Raw genomic sequence first — 17,246 nt, 5'->3', positions numbered from 1 at the left:
CCGCACCGCGGGGCCGGCCGTACGCTGAGGCTCATGAGTGACCGCGAGAGACTGCTTGACGAGATCAAGAACAAGGCCGTGGTGCACGGGCGGGTCGTGCTGTCCTCCGGCAAGGAGGCCGACTGGTACGTCGATTTGCGCCGCATCACCCTGGACGGCGTGGCGGCCCCGCTGGTGGGCCGCGTGATGCTGGACCTCACCGAAGACCTGGACTACGAGGCGGTCGGCGGGCTCACGCTGGGCGCCGACCCGGTGGCGACGTCGATGCTGCACGCCGCGGCGGCGCGTGGCCGCAGGCTCGACGCGTTCGTGGTGCGCAAGGCGGGCAAGGCCCACGGCCTGCAGCGCAGGATCGAGGGCCCGGACGTCGCCGGGCGCCGGGTGCTCGCAGTGGAGGACACCACCACGACGGGCGGGTCCGTGCTCACCGCCGTGGAGGCGTTGCGCGAGGCCGGCGCGCAGGTCGTGGGCATCGCGACGATCGTGCACCGGGGCGGCGACGAGGCGCTGGCCGCGACGGGAATCCCCTACCGCTCCGCCTACTCGCTCGCGGACCTGGCGCTCACTGATCCTCAGACCGCTTCACGCTGAACGCCTGCCGCTCACCGGCCGGCCCGGGTGACCTGGCGGTTCCGTTCTCGAAGACCTGGACCGTGCTCGCGTCGTCGAGGACGATGTCGAGCTCGGGCTGGAAGTAGGACGCCTCCTCGCCCCGGGCCAGGTCGCGGTCGATGAGCACGTCGCCACCGGGCACCCGGACGAACACGGGGCACAGGTCGGCCTTGCAGACCACGCGTACGGTGGGCACGCGAGGCTTGGAGGATTCGGCGGTGGGCCGCGCCGGCGAGGTGGAGGCCGTGTCGGAGGCGGGTTCCTCCGAGCCGAACGTGGACAGCAGCGCTCTCGCGCCGACCACGATGACCGCGAGCAGCAGCACTGCCGCCAGGCCGACCAGCGCCAGCCTGGCGACACCGAGGGGATCAGACCTGTGGCGTCCCACAATCGGGAGAGTAGCGGGTGTGAGGCATATCTCAGTACTGACCGGTCACTTCTTGTGCGGTAGCACTTTCCCGCAGGTCATCCCCGGCTCCCCCGTACGGACGGCCCACGGCGGCACCGCCCCGCCGGACGCTTTACCGAGGGGCGTGGTGTCGGCCCTTGGGGACGGCGGCGGCGGCCTTGCGGTTCTTCAGGACCTCGCGCACGATCGGGATCACCGACAGGAGGACGACGACGAAGACGCCCGGAAGGATGAACCTGTCGATGCCCTCGACCTTGCTGCCGAGGAAATAGCCGAGCAGCAGCAGGGCCTCGACCCAGACGACCCCGCCGAGGGCGTTCCAGACGAAGAAACGGCGCGCGTCCATCTCCAGCACGCCGGCCACCGGGTTCATGAAGGTGCGGACGATCGGCATGAACCGCGCGGCGACCACGGCCTTCGCGGGGCCGAACTTCTCGAAGTAGTACTCCGCCTTCTCGACGTGCTCCCTCTTGAACAGCCGGGAGTCGGGCTTGTCGAACATCTTTCGCCCGACCTTCGCCCCCAGGAAGTGGCCCAACTGCGCTCCGGCGATGGCCGCGAGCGGTGCGCCGATCAACAGAGTGGGCAGTGACAGCGGCGCGATCCCGAATCCCTCCGCTGCGGCGACGGTGCTGAAAATTCCAGCGGTCACCAACAACGAGTCACCGGGCAGGAAGAACCCGACGAGCAGCCCGGTCTCGGCGAATACGATGGCGATGACGCCGATCGTCGCGAAGGCGCCGAGCATGCTCAGCCACCACTTCGGGTCAAGAAGGTCCAAGAGCACGTCCACGGGGCGAGCCTACCCGTCCCGGGTGAGATCAGACTGAGAAGCGGCAGGGCTGTGGAAAACCGTGAATCGCGGAATGACCGCGGCTTTCCCGGTGCCCCGCATACCCGGCTTTCCCGATCGGCCCGCCCTTCGGGATACTTGCCACGCCGCATACCGTCAGAAGGAGATGACTTCGCATGCCTATCGCGACTCCAGAGGTCTACGCCGAGATGCTCGACCGCGCCAAAGCGGGCGGTTTCGCTTACCCGGCGATCAACGTGACCTCGTCGCAGACCCTGCACGCCGCGCTGCGCGGCTTCGCGGAGGCGGAAAGTGACGGGATCATCCAGGTGTCGACCGGTGGCGCGGAGTTCCTCTCCGGCACCACCGTGAAGGACATGGTCACCGGGTCGGTGGCGTTCGCCGAGTTCGCCCGCGTGGTCGCCGAGAAGTACCCGGTGACGGTGGCGCTGCACACCGACCACTGCCCGAAGGACAAGCTCGGCTCCTTCGTCCGCCCGCTGCTGGAGATCTCCGCCGAGCGCGTCGCGCGCGGCCAGGACCCGCTGTTCCAGTCGCACATGTGGGACGGCTCCGCCGTGCCGCTGGACGAGAACCTCCAGATCGCGAGCGAGCTGCTCGACAAGACCGCCGCCGCCAAGGTCGTCCTCGAGATCGAGATCGGCGTGGTCGGCGGTGAGGAGGACGGCATCGTCGGCGAGATCAACGAGAAGCTGTACACGACGCCGGAGGACGCCCTGGCCGTCGCCGAGACCCTCGGCCTCGGCGAGCGTGGCCGCTACATCGTGGCCGCCACCTTCGGCAACGTCCACGGCGTGTACAAGCCGGGCCACGTCAAGCTGCGCCCGAGCGTGCTCAAGGAGATCCAGGAGGCCGTCGGCGCCAAGTACGGCAAGGAGAAGCCGTTCTCGCTGGTCTTCCACGGCGGCTCCGGCTCCACCCTGGAGGAGATCCGCGAGTCGATCTCGTACGGCGTGGTGAAGATGAACATCGACACCGACACGCAGTACGCCTTCACCCGCCCGATCGTGGACCACATGTTCCGCAACTACGACGGCGTGCTGAAGGTCGACGGCGAGGTCGGCAACAAGAAGGCCTACGACCCGCGCTCGTACGGCAAGGCCGCCGAGGCCGGCATGGCCGCGCGCATCGTCGAGGCGTGCCAGCAGCTCAAGTCCGCGGGCACCAAGCTCAAGTAGTCAGGGCACGGCCCGGCGGGAAACGCGAAGCCGCATTCTTGTATCGGTCTTCGGTTCCCACCGGGCCGCCCATACCCGTGTGGCTCTTGGACGGGTAAGACTGTCCCCATGGAATCGCACGAGAACCTCCTTGCCGGCCCGCCGCCCACCCTGCTGCCGGACAACCCCGAAGCGCGGCAGATGCTCGAGTCGGGCGCCAAGGCGGCCGACGTGGCAGCCCGTTTCCCCGCCTACTCCGCGGCCTGGGCCGCTCTCGCCGACGACTACTTCGCCGCGGGTCACGCCGTCACCTCGTACGCGTTCGCGCGCACCGGTTATCACCGGGGTCTCGACCAGCTGCGCCGGGCGGGCTGGAAGGGGCACGGGCCGATCCCGTGGGAGCACGAGCCCAACCGGGGGTTCCTGCGCTGTCTGAACGCCCTGGCCCGGGCGGCACAGGCGATCGGCGAGAAGGACGAGGCCGAGCGCTGCGCCCAGTTCCTGCGTGACAGCAGCCGGGAGGCCGCGGAGGCGCTCGCACCCAACCCCTGAACGATCTCTTTAACGAATTGCCTGGATGACTCCTGGACAAACCGCCCAAACGGGGCATTAAGCGGGACAATCAATCCGTCTTGTGACTTAAGACTCCGTTCACCGTCGGCATGCCCCTCAGGTAGTCTCTGTGTGCAAGAGGCCCCTGCCGCGCTTGCGTCAGGGGCTTTTCGTCTTGGTGCGGGAGTTGAACCATGCCGGCTGTCGTTCTCGTTGGCGCCCAGTGGGGCGATGAGGGCAAGGGGAAGGCCACCGACCTGCTTGGTGGTGACGTCGACTACGTCGTGCGTTACCAGGGTGGCAACAACGCGGGCCACACCGTCGTCATCGGCGACCAGAAGTACGCGTTGCACCTGCTTCCGACGGGCGTGCTCTCCCCCGACGTGGTCCCGGTGATCGGCAACGGCGTGGTGGTGGACCCGGGCGTGCTGCTCGGCGAGATCGACGGGCTGGCCGAGCGGGGCATCTCCTGCGACCGGCTGCTGATCTCGGCCAACGCTCATTTGATCATGCCCCAGCACAAGGCCATCGACAAGGTCAGCGAGCGTTTCCTGGGCAAGGCCAAGATCGGCACGACCGGCCGCGGCATCGGCCCGGCGTACGGCGACAAGATCTACCGCATGGGCATCCGGGTCCAGGACCTGCTCGACCCCGGCATCCTCGGCAAGAAGATCGAGGCCGCGGTGGGCGAGAAGAACCAGATCCTCACCAAGATCTACAACCGCCGCGGGATCGACCCGGCGAAGGTGCTGGAGGAGTACCTCGGCTACGCCGAGCGGCTGCGCCCCCACATCGCCGACACCTCGCTCGTGCTCTCGCGGGCGCTCGACCAGGACAAGGTCGTGCTTCTGGAGGGCGGGCAGGGCACGCTGCTCGACATCGACCACGGCACCTATCCCTTCGTGACCTCCAGCTCGCCCACCTCCGGCGGCGCCTGCGCCGGCTCCGGCATCCCGCCCACCCGCCTGACCAGGATCATCGGCATCCTCAAGGCGTACACCACGCGCGTGGGGTCCGGGCCGTTCCCGACCGAGCTGCTCGACGAGCAGGGCGACTGGCTGCGCCAGACCGGCGGCGAGTACGGCGTCACCACCGGCCGCAACCGCCGCTGCGGCTGGTTCGACGCGGTCATCGCGCGGTACGCCACCCGGATCAACGGCGTGACCGACTTCTTCCTGACCAAGCTCGACGTGCTGTCCGGCCTGGAGCGGATCCCGGTCTGCGTGGCGTACGACGTGGACGGCGTCCGCCACGACGAGATCCCCATGACGCAGACCGAGTTCCACCACGCCACGCCGATCTACGAGGAGCTGCCCGGCTGGCAGGAGGACATCACCGGTGCCAAGACGTTCGAGGACCTGCCGCCGAACGCGCAGGCGTACGTCAGGGCGCTGGAGGAGATGAGCGGCGCCCCGATCTCCGCCATCGGCGTCGGTCCGGGCCGCACGCAGACCATCCAGATTCGTTCCCTGATCTGATGGTTCGTGGGGTACGCGCCCGGAACCGGCGGGTTCCGGGCCGCGGACAGGCGAGGCGGTAAGGTACGCCGCTGTGCATGGATACGTTGAGCTGCACGGGCACCGTGGAGCGCGGGGCCTGCGGCCCGAGAACACCCTGCCCGGCCTGGCGTTCGCGCTGGAGCTGGGGGTCGACGCACTCGAGTTCGACGTCGCCATGTCCGCGGACGGACAGCTCGTGCTCACCCACGACCTGCACGTGTCCGCGGTCACCAGCGCCGACACGGGCATGGCCGTTCCCGGCGACGAGATGTTCCCCTACGTCGGCAAGCCGATCATCGCGCTCACCCTGCCGCAGCTGCGCACCCTCGACGTCGGCGTACGGCTGCCCGAGCGGCCGGACGACCGCTTCGCGCTCACGCAGGTGCCGCTGCCGGACACCCGGATGCCGACGCTCGGGGCGGTGCTCGGCCTGATCGGCGCCCTCGGTGCCGACCACGTGCGCCTCCACGTGGAGCTGAAGTCCGATCCGACCCGTCCCGACCTGTGCGCCGACCCGCGCCGCTTCGTCGAGGAGGTCGTCCACGAGCTCGACCGGCACGACCGGCTGTCGAGGGCGGCGCTGCTCAGCTTCGACTGGCGCCTCCTGGAGATCGCCCGGCCGATGCTGGAGCGGCGGTACGCCCTGGTCGAGCGCGACACGATGACCCCCGCCTGGATGAACGGCATCCGTCTCGGCGAGGTCGGCGGCGACCTCGCGGCGGCGGCCGCGGCGGTGGGGGCGACGGCGTTGTCCCCCGACCGCGTGCTCGTCGACGAGGCGCTGATGACGGGGGCGGCCCGGCAGAACCTGCCGGTCGTCGTCTGGACGGTCAACGACGCCGACGAGGCCGCCCGGCTGATCGACATGGGGGTGGCCGGGATCGTCACCGACTACCCCGACCGCATGCGCCGCCTCTGGAAGGCCCGCGGCCTGCCGCTGCCCGGCCCGGTGACCCCGCTACGGCCCGTAGGAGCCTGAGCCGTACAGCGCAAAGGAAGAGCCCCGCCGTGGGCGGTTTCACAACCACCGAGGCGGGGCTCCAGGGTCACCCACAAGAATGGCTTCACAGCCGACGTACAGCCAAGCGCACCGGACCGTGCCCGTCAAGTAGCCGAGCGTCACCCGCCCCTGCGTGTCGCCGTCACACGGCCCGCTCGGCTCACTCCTCCACGGACAGCGCGCCGGACGGGCAGAGCTGCACGGCCCTCTTCACCCCGGACTCGAGGTCGGCCGGGGGCTCGGCGTCGAGCACCACGACCGTGCCGTCGTCCTCGCTCTGGTCGAACACCCGGGGCAGCGTGAGCACGCACATCCCCGCACCGATACACCGTCCGGTGTCCGCCTTGATCTTCATCGTTCCCCCTGCGACCTTCCTCACCACAGCACCGGCAGGCGGTGCACACCATAGATGGCCATATTGGACCGCATCGGCACCTCGTGCGCGGGCACGGCCAGGCGCAGGTTGGGGAAGCGGCGCAGCAGGGCGGGATAGGCGATGCGCATCTCGATCCGGGCGAGCTGCTGGCCGAGGCACTGGTGGATGCCGTGCCCGAAGCTCAGATGCCCGTGCGCCGGCCGGGTCACGTCGAGCGTGTCGCCGCCCTCGAACCGCTCGGGATCGCGGTTCGCCGCCGCCACCGACAGCGTCACGGCCTCGCCTGCCCTGATCAGGCAGCCGCCGACCTCCACGTCCTCCAGGGCCGTACGGGTGGGTCCGATGTGCACGATGCTGAGGTAGCGCAGCAGCTCCTCCACCGCGTTCTCGACGGCGGCCGGGTCGTCCCGCACGACGGCGAGCTGGTCGGGGTTCGTCAGCAGCGCGAACGTGCCCAGGCCGAGCATGTTGGCGGTCGTCTCGTGGCCCGCGATGAGCAGCAGCAGCCCGACGCCGCCGATCTCCTCGTGCGTCAGCTCCCCGCCCGCGACCAGGCCGCTCAGGATGTCGTCGGCGGGCTCCTTGGCCTTCGCCAGGACGAGGCCGTGCAGGTAGGAGTACAGGTCCTGCACCGCGGCCCGGACCTCCTCGATCGAGGAGCTCAGGTCCAGCAGCACCGCCGAGTCGTGCTGGAACTTCCCCCGGTCCTCGTACGGCACGCCGAGCAGCTCGCAGATGACCAGCGAGGGGATGGGGAGTGCGAACGACTCGACGAGGTCGGCGGGGGCGCCCTCGCGCTCCATGGCGTCGAGGCGGCTCTCGGTGATCTCCTGGATCCTCGGTTCGAGCTGCTTCATCCGCCGCACCGTGAACTGCCCGGTCAGCAGGCGGCGATAGCGGGTGTGGGCGGGGGCGTCCATGCGGATGAAGAACCCCGGCGTCAGCGGCTCACTGCGGAACTCGCTGCGCTGGGGGATCGGCGAGTGCAACAGTTCGGGGCGGGTGCTGAAGCGGTTGTCGGCCAGGATGGCACGCGCCTCGGCATAACCCGTCACCAGCCAGCCCTCGTGCCCGTCCGCGTACGTCATCCGCTGGATCGGCGCCTCGGCGCGGCGGCGTGCCAGTTCGTCCGGTGGGTCGAAGGCACGTTCGCGAGCGAGGGGATAGGTGGCCAGCCGGGGTGTCGCCTCTGTCATGACACGCTCCTGCGAGAGTGGAAACGGTCGATGTGTCGAGCGGCCCGCTCCCCCCACCTAACAACATCATTTGACAGATAGCAATGACCGATTGTTCATGATTCCGGTCACGAAGCGTACGCAGTCCGAAACGGTCGGCACCCGCCGGGACGCCCGTGGGGCGGCGTCCCGGGGGAAAAGGGGAGGTCAGAGCCAGCCGTTGCGGCGGAAGGCGCGGTGCAGGAGCGTGCAGGCGACGACCATCACGCCGATGACGATCGGGTAGCCGTAGACCGACCGCAACTCGGGCATGTGCTCGAAGTTCATCCCGTAGATGCCGGCGATCATCGTGGGGACCGAGATGATCGCCACCCACGAGGAGATCTTGCGCATGTCCTCGTTGGCGAGGGCGTTGGAGCGGGCCAGCGCGGCCTGGAGGATCGAGTCGGACAGCTCGTTGGACGCCTGGACCGCCTCGCACACGCGGGACAGGTGGTCGCCGACGTCGCGGAAGTACTCACGCATCTCGGAGGGGATGCTGCGCCGCTGGGGAAGGGCGTTGAAGGGGGTCTGGAGCGGTCCGACCGCGCGCTTGAGCTCCAGCATCTCGCGCTTGAGCTGGTAGATCCGGTTGATGTCGCGGGAGCTGACCTCCGCGAAGACGGCCGCCTCGACCTCTTCGAGCTCGGCCTGCATGAGGTCGGCGACCTGAAGGTACTTGTCCACGACGTGGTCGGCGATGGCGTGCAGGACGCCGGTCGGGCCGCGGGCGATCAGCTTCGGCTTGGCCTCCAGCTTCTCGCGGATCTCACCGAGCGGGCAGTAGCGGCCGTGCCGTACGGTCACGACGAAGTCGGGCCCGACGAACACCATGATCTCGCCGGTGCCGATGATCTCGCTGCTCGCCGCCGACACCTCGTGGTCGAGGAACGCGACGGTCTTGAGCACCACGAACAGCGAGTCGCCGTAGCGCTCGACCTTGGGACGCTGGTGGGCCTTGATGGCGTCCTCTACGGCGAGCGGGTGCAGGCCGAACACCTCGGCGAGCCACTCGACCTCGGGCGCGGCGGGCTCGTGCAGCCCGACCCAGACGTACGCGTCGGGCACCTCGTTGACCTCGTTGTGCTCGCGTACCAGGCGCACGGCCTCGGGAATGCCGCCGGCCTCGACCTTCTTGCCGCCGACGTACGCGCCGAACTCGACGAGGGAATTGCTCGGCGGCACACAGCGGACGATCGGCTCCACGTTCTTCATCGGCGCCGCGCCGAGGCGCGTGGGCATGACCCGGGTGTGCCTGTTGATGCGGGGAAAGAGCAGAGAGGAGCGCATGGCGGTCCCTTCCCGCCCGAGCCGGCACGCTCTACGCGCGACGTGATGTCACCCCTTCATACAGGCGTGAGCTGCCCCTCGGGCTTCAGTTTCGGAGTGGTCGGGAATGCGCACGACGTACGTGCGCGAGCACGTACTGACGGGATCACCAGAATTCATCCCAGACCACCTCCAATCGCCACGAGACAGCGCGAAGCCTGTCTAACCTACCACACGGCCGTTGGACACCTGTTCCAGCGTACCCGCGTCAAGTGCCGTCGATCATGCACTTCTTGCCAAAAAGCGCCCGTACAAACTGGCCATCGATGTGTATCCACCCCCAAACCGCTCCGCCTGGGCGCGGGGACGGCGCGACGCCGGGGTCGCCGCGCCGGCGGGTGTCGGGGGCGGCGGCGCGGGGACGGCGGCGCGGGGACGGCGGCGCGGGGACGGCGGCGCGGGGACGGCGGCGCGGGGACGGCGGCGCGGGGACGGCGGCGCGGGGACGGCGGCGCGGGGACGGCGGCGCGGGGGCGATGGCGCGGGGGCGATGGCGCGGGGGCGATGGCGCGGGGGCGGTGGTGCCGCGCCGGAGGTGTGGCGGGCAAAGACTGCGACAATGGTCGGGTGCGCGTACTTGTCATCGGTTCCGGGGGTCGTGAGCACGCTCTGTGCCGGGCCCTGCGGCTCGACCCCGCCGTCGTAGAGGTCCACTGCGCCCCCGGCAACGCCGGGATCGCCGAGGTGGCCACCCTGCACCAGGTCACGCCCACCGACGGGGCGGCCGTGACCGCGCTCGCCGAACGGCTGGGCGCCGACCTCGTCGTGATCGGACCCGAGGCGCCGCTGGTCGCCGGGGTCGCCGACGCGGTCAGGGCCGCCGGGATCGCCTGCTTCGGCCCGTCGGCGGAGGCGGCGCGGATCGAGGGGTCCAAGGCGTTCGCGAAGGACGTGATGACCGCCGCCGGGGTGCCGACCGCCCGTGCGTACACCTGCACCACGCAGGAGGAGGCCGCGGCGGCGCTCGACGCGTTCGGCGCGCCGTACGTCGTGAAGGACGACGGGCTGGCCGCGGGCAAGGGCGTGGTCGTGACCGACAGCCGCGAGGAGGCCCTGGAGCACGCCAGGGCATGCGGCCGGGTCGTCATCGAGGAGTTTCTCGACGGCCCCGAGGTGTCGCTGTTCGCGCTGTGCGACGGGACCGATGCGGTTGCGTTGCAGCCCGCCCAGGACTTCAAGCGGGCCTACGACGGCGACAAGGGCCCCAACACCGGCGGCATGGGGGCCTACACCCCGCTGCCGTGGGCCCCGGAGGGCCTGTCCGAGCGGGTGATGGCCGAGATCGTGCGCCCGACCGTGGCCGAGATGGCGCGCCGCGGCACGCCGTACACGGGAGTGCTGTACGCCGGGCTGGCGCTGACCTCGTCCGGGCCGCGGGTCATCGAGTTCAACGCGCGGTTCGGCGACCCGGAGACCCAGGTCGTGCTCGACCGGCTGGAGACCCCCCTGGGCGGGCTGCTGCTCGCGTGCGCGACCGGCACGCTCGCCGGGCATCCGCCGCTGCGGTGGCGGGACGGCGCGGCCGTGACCGTGGTGCTCGCCGCCGAGAACTACCCGGCCGACCCGGTGAAGGGCGACCCGATCGCCGGGCTCCCTGTGACGGTCGAGGGCGCGTACGTGCTGCACGCGGGCACGGCCCTCGACGAGGCCAACCGGGTCGTGTCGAACGGCGGGCGGGTGCTCAACGTGGTCGGCACGGGCGCCGACGTCGCCCAGGCCAGGGCCCGGGCCTACGAGGCGCTGGAGCAGATCACGATGCGCGGCTCCCACCACCGCTCCGACATCGCCCTCGCCGCAGCGTCCTCCTGACGCCTGACGATCGGTGATGTCCGCGTAACGGTTGGTGCACGACCGGTGTGCGGACATACGATCTGATCAGCGGAGGGGAGGGCGCATGGCCGCGGTCGCCAGGCCACGGGTCGAGGAGATCCGTCTCGTGCACCTCCCTGGCCTGGTGCGCGACGGACGGCTGCGCATTCCGTCCTTCCAGCGTTCCTTCCGCTGGGACCGGGACGACGTCGTCAGGCTGTTCGACAGCGTCCTGCGCGGCTATCCCATCGGCGCCCTGCTCATGTGGCAGCGTCCGGCCGCCGCCGCGCGTCCAGACATCGGGCCGCTGAGGATCGACGCGCCCGAGGCGGCCGACGCGTGCTGGGTGGTGGACGGCCAGCACCTCGTTCATCCTCGTGACGTCCCCGCTCGGGCCATCCGTGCGGCGATCGGCCAGGCGGACCCCGAGATTCTGCGGAGCCACGTCATCGACGAGGCCGCCCTGCGCGATCTTCCAGAACACGAGGACCTCTTCCTCGCGCGCCGTTTCGACCAGCTCGCGACGGCGATCGAGGAGCACGTCCAGGAGAACGCGCTCTTCGGTTTCCCGGACGGTCCCGATCTGATCAGGCCAGAGTGAGCGCATGAGCACACAGACCACCGCTCAGGTGTTGCTCGGCGAACGCCCGGTCGGCATGCTCACGATGCGAGCGGGCCGGGTGACCTTCGAGTACACGGACCGAGGGCCCGTTCCCGCCGTTCGTGGGTGATCACATCGAGGTGCGGCCGCGGACGCTCCCGCTGCTCAAGGCGCGGTGAAGAGCTGGGAAGATGGAACGGTGAAGCACCTGCACTCCGGCAAGGTACGTGACCTCTACGAGACCCCCGACGGGCTGCTGCTGATGGTCGCCTCCGACCGCATCTCGGCCTTCGATTACGTGCTCGAACCCGGTATCCCCGACAAGGGGGAGATCCTCACCCGGCTGTCCCTGTGGTGGTTCGAGCAGCTCAAGGACGTGGTCCCCAACCACGTGGTCTCGACCGACGTCCCGGCGGAGTTCGCCGGCCGCGGCGTGCTGTGCCGCAGGCTGCGGATGGTGCCGGTGGAGTGTGTGGCACGCGGATACCTCACCGGCTCCGGGCTGGTGGACTACCGCAGGGAGGGCGTCGTCTCCGGCGTGCCGCTCCCCGAAGGGCTCACCGACGGGTCCAGGCTGCCCGAGCCCATCTTCACGCCGTCGACCAAGGCCCCCATGGGCGAGCACGACGAGCCCATGACGTACGAGGAGGTCGTGGGCGAGGTGGGCGAGGACGTGGCCGAGCAGCTGCGCCGGATCACCCTCGACGTCTACAGCCGCGGCGCCGAGATCGCGTTGGAACGCGGCATCATCCTGGCCGACACGAAGATCGAGCTGGGCTGGGACGCCGAAGGCGTGCTGACGCTGGGCGACGAGGTGCTGACGCCCGACTCATCCCGCTTCTGGCCGTTGGACGAGTGGGAGCCCGGCCACTCCCAGCCGTCGTTCGACAAGCAGTTCGTCCGAAATTGGCTGCTGTCCCCCGAATCGGGCTGGGACAGGTCGTCCGGCGAGGCGCCCCCGCCGCTGCCCGACGAGATCGTCGAGCGCACCCGCAGCCGTTATGTCGAGGCGTACGAGCGGCTCACCGGCGAGCGTTTCCGCGGCTGAATCACACAGGTCACGCAAGTAGTCTCAAGTGACTCGTTCCCCCATGCGTTCTGGGGGTAGTTCCTCCCCGAAACTCCTGGAACAGCGGCTACTCTAGGCCGATCGTCCTCGCCGACGCGTCGGGTGCCGGCTGACGGGAGTCCCCCATCCTTCCCCCGAAATAGGAGCAATTCATGGTCCGTTACCGCGTGCGCGGTGGCAACGTACTGCGTGGAACCGCCTTCATCCAGGGCGCGAAGAACGCCGTACTGCCCATGATCGGGGCGGCGCTGCTCGCGGCCGAGGGCCGCACGGTGCTCCGCAACGTGCCCGTCATCGAGGACGTGCGCCGGGCGGTCGAGCTCGCGCAGGCCGTGGGCGCGAAGGTGGAGTTCCACGAGAGCGAGCGGACGCTCGTCATCGACGCCTCCCGCCTGACCAGCCCGGTCCTGCCCGCGGAGATCGCCCGCCGGTTCCGGGGGTCGGTGCTGTTCGTCCCCGCGCTGCTCCACCGCCTGGGCGAGGCGATCATCGAGGGCATCGGCGGGTGCAACCTCGGCAGCCGCAACCTCGACTTCCACTACCTGGGCTACAAGCGCCTGGGCGCGATGGTGGACGAGGGCGAATCCGTCATCCACATCAAGGCCGGCGGCCTGATCGGCGCCCCGCTCTACCTCGACACCCCGTCGCACACCGGCACCGAGAACCTGATCATGGCCGCCTCGCTGGCGCGGGGCACCACCGTCATCGAGAACGCGGCCCTCGAACCCGAGGTGCTCGACGTCATCACGATGCTGACCCGGATGGGCGCGCGCATCCGCGGCGGCGGCACGGGCTTCATCACGGTCGAGGGCGTCGACGAGCTGACCGCGGTCGAGCACACCGTCATGCCCGACCGGCTCGACGCGGGCGTCTTCGCGATGGCCGCCGCGATCACCGGTGGCGAGGTCAGCCTGGTCGGCGCCTCCCTGGAGCACCTCGGCGTGGTCCGGTGGAAGCTGGAGCAGATGGGCGTCGAGTTCGAGACCCACGGCGCGGTCCTCCAGGTGCGCCGCAACCGCCCGCTGCGGCCGATCAACGTCATCACCGACACCTACCCCGGCTTCGCGACCGACCTGCAGTCGCCGCTGATGACCGTGGCCTGCCTCGCCGAGGGCTCCAGCTACATCCACGAGCGGATCTTCGACGGCCGCTTCGCGCTCGCGGGCGAGCTGAACAAGATGGGGGCGAACGTCGAGGTCGAGGGCAGCCGGGCCGTCGTGCACGGACCGACGCCGCTGCACGGCACCGAGGTGACGGCGCACGACCTGCGGTCGGGCATCGCGCTCGTGCTGGCCGGGCTCGCGGCGGAGGGCGAGACCACGATCGGGTCCGGATATCTGATCGACCGGGGCCACGCCGCGCTCGCGCAGCGTATGCAGGCTCTCGGCGCAGATGTGGTGCGTGAAATTTCCACTTCGGACGAGGGGTGAGTCCGGAAACCTTTACTAATGCCCTGACCAGCGCAGATCTTCCGATTTAAGGAACCCCCCAGACCACCCAGAATGGTATTCCGGTAAATCTGGGCGTGACATTACGGCCTTAACCAGCGATCGTTCCAAAGAGAAGCCACAACAACGAGGGCGACGTGGGATGGGACGAACATTGGTCGAACGCACGGAAGACACTCCGCGCGGGTCACGTCTGGGCACGGTGACACCCGACCTCACCATCGGCGTGGTGGGGTCACACGATCTGGTCGAGCGGGTGATGCTCATGGGGCACTCGGCTGCCCCGGTGCCCTGCCGGCTGGTCGCCGCCGCATACCGGGACGAGCAGGAGGCGGCGGACAAGGTGACCCGGCTCGGTCCGGGTGTGGACGCATGCCTGTTCGCGAGTCCGGTGCCTTTCGAGCTCGCCCGGCGAGCCGGCGTGCTCACGATGCCGGCCACGCATGTGCAGCTCGGCGGGGCCGCGCTCGTGGCGGCGATCGCACGGGCCGCGCTGGACGAGCGGATCGATCCGCGCCGGGTGAGCCTCGATGTGCTCGGCCGGCCGGACATCGACGAGGCGTACACGGACCTCAACCTCTCCTCCGGTGAGGTCCACAGCCGAGACGAGCCGGGCCCGGTGGGCACGATCACCGCCTTCCACGAGCGGTTGTTCCGCCAGGGGGCCACGACGGGCGCGCTCACGTGCGTCCAGGGCGTGGCCGACCGGCTGACCGCCGCCGGGGTGCCGGTGGTGCCCGTCAGGCCGACCTCCGCGGCCGTCCGTACGGCACTGCACACGGCGGCGCTGCTCGGCGCCCGCCACCGGCTGGAGGAGTCGCAGCTCACGGTCGTGCTGGTCGAGGTGCCGACGCTGCGCGAGCCCGTACGGCGGGCCGCGCCGCGCTACTGGCGCGACGAGCTGCGGCTGTCGCTGCACCGCCTGCTGGTGCAGGAGGCCAACCGGATCAACGCGAGCGTGTGGCCGATCGACGACCACAGCTATCTCGTGGTCGCGACGAAGGGCTCGATCTCGACGGCCACGGACGGGTTCCGGGTGCTGCCGTTCGCCGCCAGGATCCGCGAGGAGCTGGGTCTGGCGGTCGAGGTGGGTGTGGGGATGGGCCGCACCACGCACGAGGCCGAGACGCACGCCAGGGGCGCGCTCGCGCGCACCCAGGGCGGCAAGCAGCCGCAGGGCTTCGCCGTGGACCGGGAGGGCCGCGCACTGGTGCCGCCGCCCCGGATGCCTCCCCAGCCGGGCGGACCGGTCAAGCCCAAAGGGGTCGAGGTGCTGGCGCGCCTGGCCGCCAAGCTGGAGGGCGGCGACACGGTCGTCGACGCGGAGGGCGCCGGACGCATGCTCGGGGTGACCCCCCGCACGGCCAGGCGGTTGCTGCGCACGCTGGTTGACGAGGGACTCGCGTGGCCGCTTCCGCCCAACCGCACCCCCCAGCCGGGCCGGCCGCGGCAGCTCTACCGGCTGATCGTGGAGAAGCTGAACCGGTAATCGCCGTCCGGAAACAACGGTCTATTGTCATGACCCATGGAACGAAACGGTCATGACGCACGGGTGTGGCTGGCGCTGGCCGCCGTGTACGTGGTGTGGGGCTCGACGTACCTCGGCATCGCCATCGCCATCCAGACCCTTCCGCCGATGACAAGCGGTGGACTCCGTTTCGTCGCGGCGGCGCTGGTTCTCGGCACGGTCCTGCTCGTCAGGGCCGTGCCGCTCCGCATGCGGTGGAAGGAGTTCGGCGGCGCCGCGCTCGTCGGGCTGCTGCTCCTCGCCGGAGGCAACGGCATGGTCGCCGTGGCCGAGCAGCACATCTCCAGCGGCCTGGCCGCGCTGCTCGTCGCCTCCACCCCGCTGTGGCTGATCGTGCTCAGGACGGTGTTCAGGGACCGGCCGCACGTGCTGACGCTGGCCGGCGTGCTGGTGGGCTTCGCCGGGGTCGCCTTCCTCTCCCTGCGGGGCGGCGGCGCGTCCGGCAGCGGCGTAGGCATCACCATCGTGCTGCTGGGCTCGCTGTCGTGGTCGGTGGGGTCGTTCATCTCCCCCCGGATCCCGATGCCGAAGAACCCCTTCGTGGCCAGCACGGTCGAGATGGCCGTGGGCGGCGTCGCCCTGCTGGTCATGGGTCTCGTGCAGGGCGAACGGCTGCACCTCGCCGAGGTGAGCTGGCAGTCGTGGACGGCCCTGGCCTACCTGGTGCTGGTGGGCTCGCTCGTGGGCTTCACCTCCTACATCTGGCTGCTCGGCCACGCGCCGATCTCGCTCGTGTCCACCTACGCGTACGTGAACCCCGTGGTGGCGGTGCTGCTCGGGATGGCGGTGCTGGCGGAGCCGGTCACCGCGGCCATGCTCGTGGCGGGGGTCCTGATCGTCGTGGGTGTCGCGCTGGTGGTCTCCACCGAGCGCCGCGGGAGGCCCGCGACGCCGCCGGAGGAGGAGGCCCCCGCGGGCCCCGGACGCGTCACGGCGTCCCAGCCGGCCGTCGAGCCGTGAATGCGAGCCGCCGGACCGTGAGCGTGAGCCGGGCCGGGAATCCGAGCCGGACCTGGAACCCGGGCCGAACCGGAACCCGGGCCGAACCGGGAACAGAGCCGGACCGGGAAACGGGGCCGGACCGGGAAACGGGGACCGAACGGGAAACGGGGCCGGCTTGGCGAGGCATGAGAGCGAAATCGGTAATTCGAGGCCGCGCGCGAATCGGACGCATGATTTCGCTGCGATCCGCCGACTATCCCGCGATATTCGCACGACAAATGCGAGGGCATCCCGCGGCGGTCAGGGTGGGCGACTCCATGGACGGCCGCACGCGATATACAAGATCGCTGACAACCGGATCATGACAGGACCCGGAAGGGTTCACTGACACTGCTTTGCGAGGAACCGCGCGATGTTCGAGAAGTTCACCGATCGAGCACGACAGGTCGTCGTCCTGTCCCAGAACGAGGCCCGGACGCTCGGCCACTCATCCATCGACACCGAGCACATCCTGCTCGGTCTGCTCCGCGAAGGCGGTGGCCTGGCGGCCCAGGTTCTCACGAGCCTGGGCCTGAGCCTTGAGGACGCGCGCCTCCGGGTCAAGGAGACCGTCGGCCACGGCCGGTCCGCCACGGCGGAGCCCCTGCCGTTCACCCCGGCCGCCTCCGCGGTCCTCCAGGCGTCGAACGAGGAGTCCGTGCGGCGCGGCCACGACCGCATCGGCACCGAGCACATCCTGCTCGCGCTCCTCCGCGATCACGAGACCGTGGCGACGCGGGTGCTGGTCGCCTCCGGAGCCGATCCCGGCCACGCGGCGCGGGCCACGGAGGAGCTCATCCGGCAGTACTACCCGGCCTCCTAGCGGGGTGCGGAAACCCCGCCCCTCG

Annotated in this window: 18 protein-coding genes; 13 read left to right on the top strand and 5 right to left on the bottom strand. The window is 70.1% G+C overall.

Features of this window, described 5'->3' with window-relative positions:
* The first annotated feature begins 33 nt into the window (after window positions 1-33).
* Complete coding sequence (pyrE, locus tag OHB01_RS12195; protein WP_142649036.1) at window positions 34-591, top strand: orotate phosphoribosyltransferase; 558 nt, start codon at window positions 34-36, stop codon at window positions 589-591.
* Here pyrE and OHB01_RS12190 read toward each other — a convergent pair.
* Both OHB01_RS12190 and OHB01_RS12185 read right to left on the bottom strand, forming a co-directional pair.
* A complete protein-coding gene (locus OHB01_RS12190; RefSeq protein ID WP_328708614.1) occupies window positions 563-1,000 on the bottom strand; it encodes a hypothetical protein in 438 nt (145 codons plus the stop codon). The two genes, pyrE and OHB01_RS12190, sit on opposite strands and share 29 nt — an antisense overlap.
* Before the next feature lie 133 nt (window positions 1,001-1,133).
* Window positions 1,134-1,814: a DedA family protein gene (locus OHB01_RS12185; RefSeq protein WP_260617350.1), complete on the bottom strand. Its 681-nt coding sequence runs from the start codon at window positions 1,812-1,814 to the stop codon at window positions 1,134-1,136.
* A 176-nt stretch (window positions 1,815-1,990) separates the two neighbouring features.
* Here OHB01_RS12185 and fbaA point away from each other — a divergent pair, with 176 nt between their 5' ends.
* From fbaA to OHB01_RS12165, 4 genes are all read left to right on the top strand, one after another.
* Entirely contained in the window at window positions 1,991-3,013 is a 1,023-nt protein-coding gene (gene fbaA / locus OHB01_RS12180) for a class II fructose-bisphosphate aldolase (protein ID WP_142649034.1), read from the top strand.
* Between the two features lie 108 nt (window positions 3,014-3,121).
* Complete coding sequence (locus OHB01_RS12175) at window positions 3,122-3,544, top strand: DUF3151 domain-containing protein (RefSeq protein WP_142649033.1); 423 nt, start codon at window positions 3,122-3,124, stop codon at window positions 3,542-3,544.
* Window positions 3,545-3,738: 194 nt separating this feature from the next.
* Entirely contained in the window at window positions 3,739-5,022 is a 1,284-nt protein-coding gene (locus OHB01_RS12170) for an adenylosuccinate synthase (protein WP_142649032.1), read from the top strand.
* Window positions 5,023-5,095: 73 nt separating this feature from the next.
* The gene (locus OHB01_RS12165) at window positions 5,096-6,022 is read left to right on the top strand and encodes a glycerophosphodiester phosphodiesterase family protein (RefSeq protein ID WP_142649031.1); all 927 of its coding nucleotides are present in this window, start codon (window positions 5,096-5,098) and stop codon (window positions 6,020-6,022) included.
* Window positions 6,023-6,203: 181 nt separating this feature from the next.
* On the opposite strand, the gene OHB01_RS12160 is transcribed toward OHB01_RS12165, so the two are convergent.
* From OHB01_RS12160 to corA, 3 genes are all read right to left on the bottom strand, one after another.
* On the bottom strand, window positions 6,204-6,398 hold the full coding sequence (locus OHB01_RS12160) for a ferredoxin (RefSeq protein ID WP_142649030.1): 195 nt from the start codon (window positions 6,396-6,398) through the stop codon (window positions 6,204-6,206).
* Window positions 6,399-6,418: 20 nt separating this feature from the next.
* Window positions 6,419-7,615 (bottom strand): cytochrome P450, encoded by a 1,197-nt coding sequence (locus OHB01_RS12155; protein ID WP_142649029.1) that lies wholly within the window; start codon window positions 7,613-7,615, stop codon window positions 6,419-6,421.
* A 186-nt stretch (window positions 7,616-7,801) separates the two neighbouring features.
* Entirely contained in the window at window positions 7,802-8,923 is a 1,122-nt protein-coding gene (gene corA / locus OHB01_RS12150) for a magnesium/cobalt transporter CorA (protein WP_142649028.1), read from the bottom strand.
* 606 nt (window positions 8,924-9,529) lie between these two features.
* Between corA and purD the strand changes: the two genes are divergently transcribed.
* The 8 genes from purD to OHB01_RS12110 all read left to right on the top strand — a co-directional run bounded on the left by purD (window position 9,530) and on the right by OHB01_RS12110 (window position 17,221).
* The gene (gene purD, locus OHB01_RS12145) at window positions 9,530-10,771 is read left to right on the top strand and encodes a phosphoribosylamine--glycine ligase (protein WP_147942899.1); all 1,242 of its coding nucleotides are present in this window, start codon (window positions 9,530-9,532) and stop codon (window positions 10,769-10,771) included.
* An 85-nt stretch (window positions 10,772-10,856) separates the two neighbouring features.
* Complete coding sequence (locus OHB01_RS12140; RefSeq protein ID WP_328855353.1) at window positions 10,857-11,372, top strand: DUF262 domain-containing protein; 516 nt, start codon at window positions 10,857-10,859, stop codon at window positions 11,370-11,372.
* Between the two features lie 4 nt (window positions 11,373-11,376).
* Window positions 11,377-11,502 (top strand): hypothetical protein, encoded by a 126-nt coding sequence (locus OHB01_RS12135; protein WP_260617349.1) that lies wholly within the window; start codon window positions 11,377-11,379, stop codon window positions 11,500-11,502.
* A gap of 69 nt (window positions 11,503-11,571) precedes the next feature.
* Window positions 11,572-12,420 carry a phosphoribosylaminoimidazolesuccinocarboxamide synthase gene (locus OHB01_RS12130; RefSeq protein WP_147942897.1) on the top strand — a complete coding sequence of 283 codons (849 nt, stop codon included), beginning with the start codon at window positions 11,572-11,574 and terminating at the stop codon, window positions 12,418-12,420.
* Between the two features lie 173 nt (window positions 12,421-12,593).
* Entirely contained in the window at window positions 12,594-13,871 is a 1,278-nt protein-coding gene (gene murA, locus OHB01_RS12125; RefSeq protein WP_142649025.1) for a UDP-N-acetylglucosamine 1-carboxyvinyltransferase, read from the top strand.
* Window positions 13,872-14,133: 262 nt separating this feature from the next.
* A complete protein-coding gene (locus OHB01_RS12120; RefSeq protein ID WP_167530236.1) occupies window positions 14,134-15,378 on the top strand; it encodes a transcriptional regulator in 1,245 nt (414 codons plus the stop codon).
* 36 nt (window positions 15,379-15,414) lie between these two features.
* Window positions 15,415-16,377 carry an EamA family transporter gene (locus tag OHB01_RS12115; RefSeq protein ID WP_328855352.1) on the top strand — a complete coding sequence of 321 codons (963 nt, stop codon included), beginning with the start codon at window positions 15,415-15,417 and terminating at the stop codon, window positions 16,375-16,377.
* Window positions 16,378-16,771: 394 nt separating this feature from the next.
* Window positions 16,772-17,221 (top strand): Clp protease N-terminal domain-containing protein, encoded by a 450-nt coding sequence (locus tag OHB01_RS12110; RefSeq protein WP_328855351.1) that lies wholly within the window; start codon window positions 16,772-16,774, stop codon window positions 17,219-17,221.
* Window positions 17,222-17,246: the final 25 nt, after the last annotated feature.

Origin of the sequence: Microbispora hainanensis, assembly GCF_036186745.1 — a bacterium.
In the GTDB taxonomy this organism is placed as follows: Bacteria; Actinomycetota; Actinomycetes; order Streptosporangiales; family Streptosporangiaceae; genus Microbispora.
Note: the sequence above shows the minus strand (reverse complement) of the source record. Positions and strands in the feature narration are given on the sequence as shown.

Coding starts and splice junctions, on each gene's coding strand:
- pyrE (WP_142649036.1), top strand. CDS start 34: ATGAGTGACCGCGAGAGACTGCTTGACGAGATCAAGAACAAGGCCGTG.
- fbaA (WP_142649034.1), top strand. CDS start 1,991: ATGCCTATCGCGACTCCAGAGGTCTACGCCGAGATGCTCGACCGCGCC.
- OHB01_RS12175 (WP_142649033.1), top strand. CDS start 3,122: ATGGAATCGCACGAGAACCTCCTTGCCGGCCCGCCGCCCACCCTGCTG.
- OHB01_RS12170 (WP_142649032.1), top strand. CDS start 3,739: ATGCCGGCTGTCGTTCTCGTTGGCGCCCAGTGGGGCGATGAGGGCAAG.
- OHB01_RS12160 (WP_142649030.1), bottom strand. CDS start 6,398: ATGAAGATCAAGGCGGACACCGGACGGTGTATCGGTGCGGGGATGTGC.
- OHB01_RS12155 (WP_142649029.1), bottom strand. CDS start 7,615: ATGACAGAGGCGACACCCCGGCTGGCCACCTATCCCCTCGCTCGCGAA.
- corA (WP_142649028.1), bottom strand. CDS start 8,923: ATGCGCTCCTCTCTGCTCTTTCCCCGCATCAACAGGCACACCCGGGTC.
- OHB01_RS12140 (WP_328855353.1), top strand. CDS start 10,857: ATGGCCGCGGTCGCCAGGCCACGGGTCGAGGAGATCCGTCTCGTGCAC.
- OHB01_RS12135 (WP_260617349.1), top strand. CDS start 11,377: ATGAGCACACAGACCACCGCTCAGGTGTTGCTCGGCGAACGCCCGGTC.
- murA (WP_142649025.1), top strand. CDS start 12,594: ATGGTCCGTTACCGCGTGCGCGGTGGCAACGTACTGCGTGGAACCGCC.
- OHB01_RS12115 (WP_328855352.1), top strand. CDS start 15,415: ATGGAACGAAACGGTCATGACGCACGGGTGTGGCTGGCGCTGGCCGCC.
- OHB01_RS12110 (WP_328855351.1), top strand. CDS start 16,772: ATGTTCGAGAAGTTCACCGATCGAGCACGACAGGTCGTCGTCCTGTCC.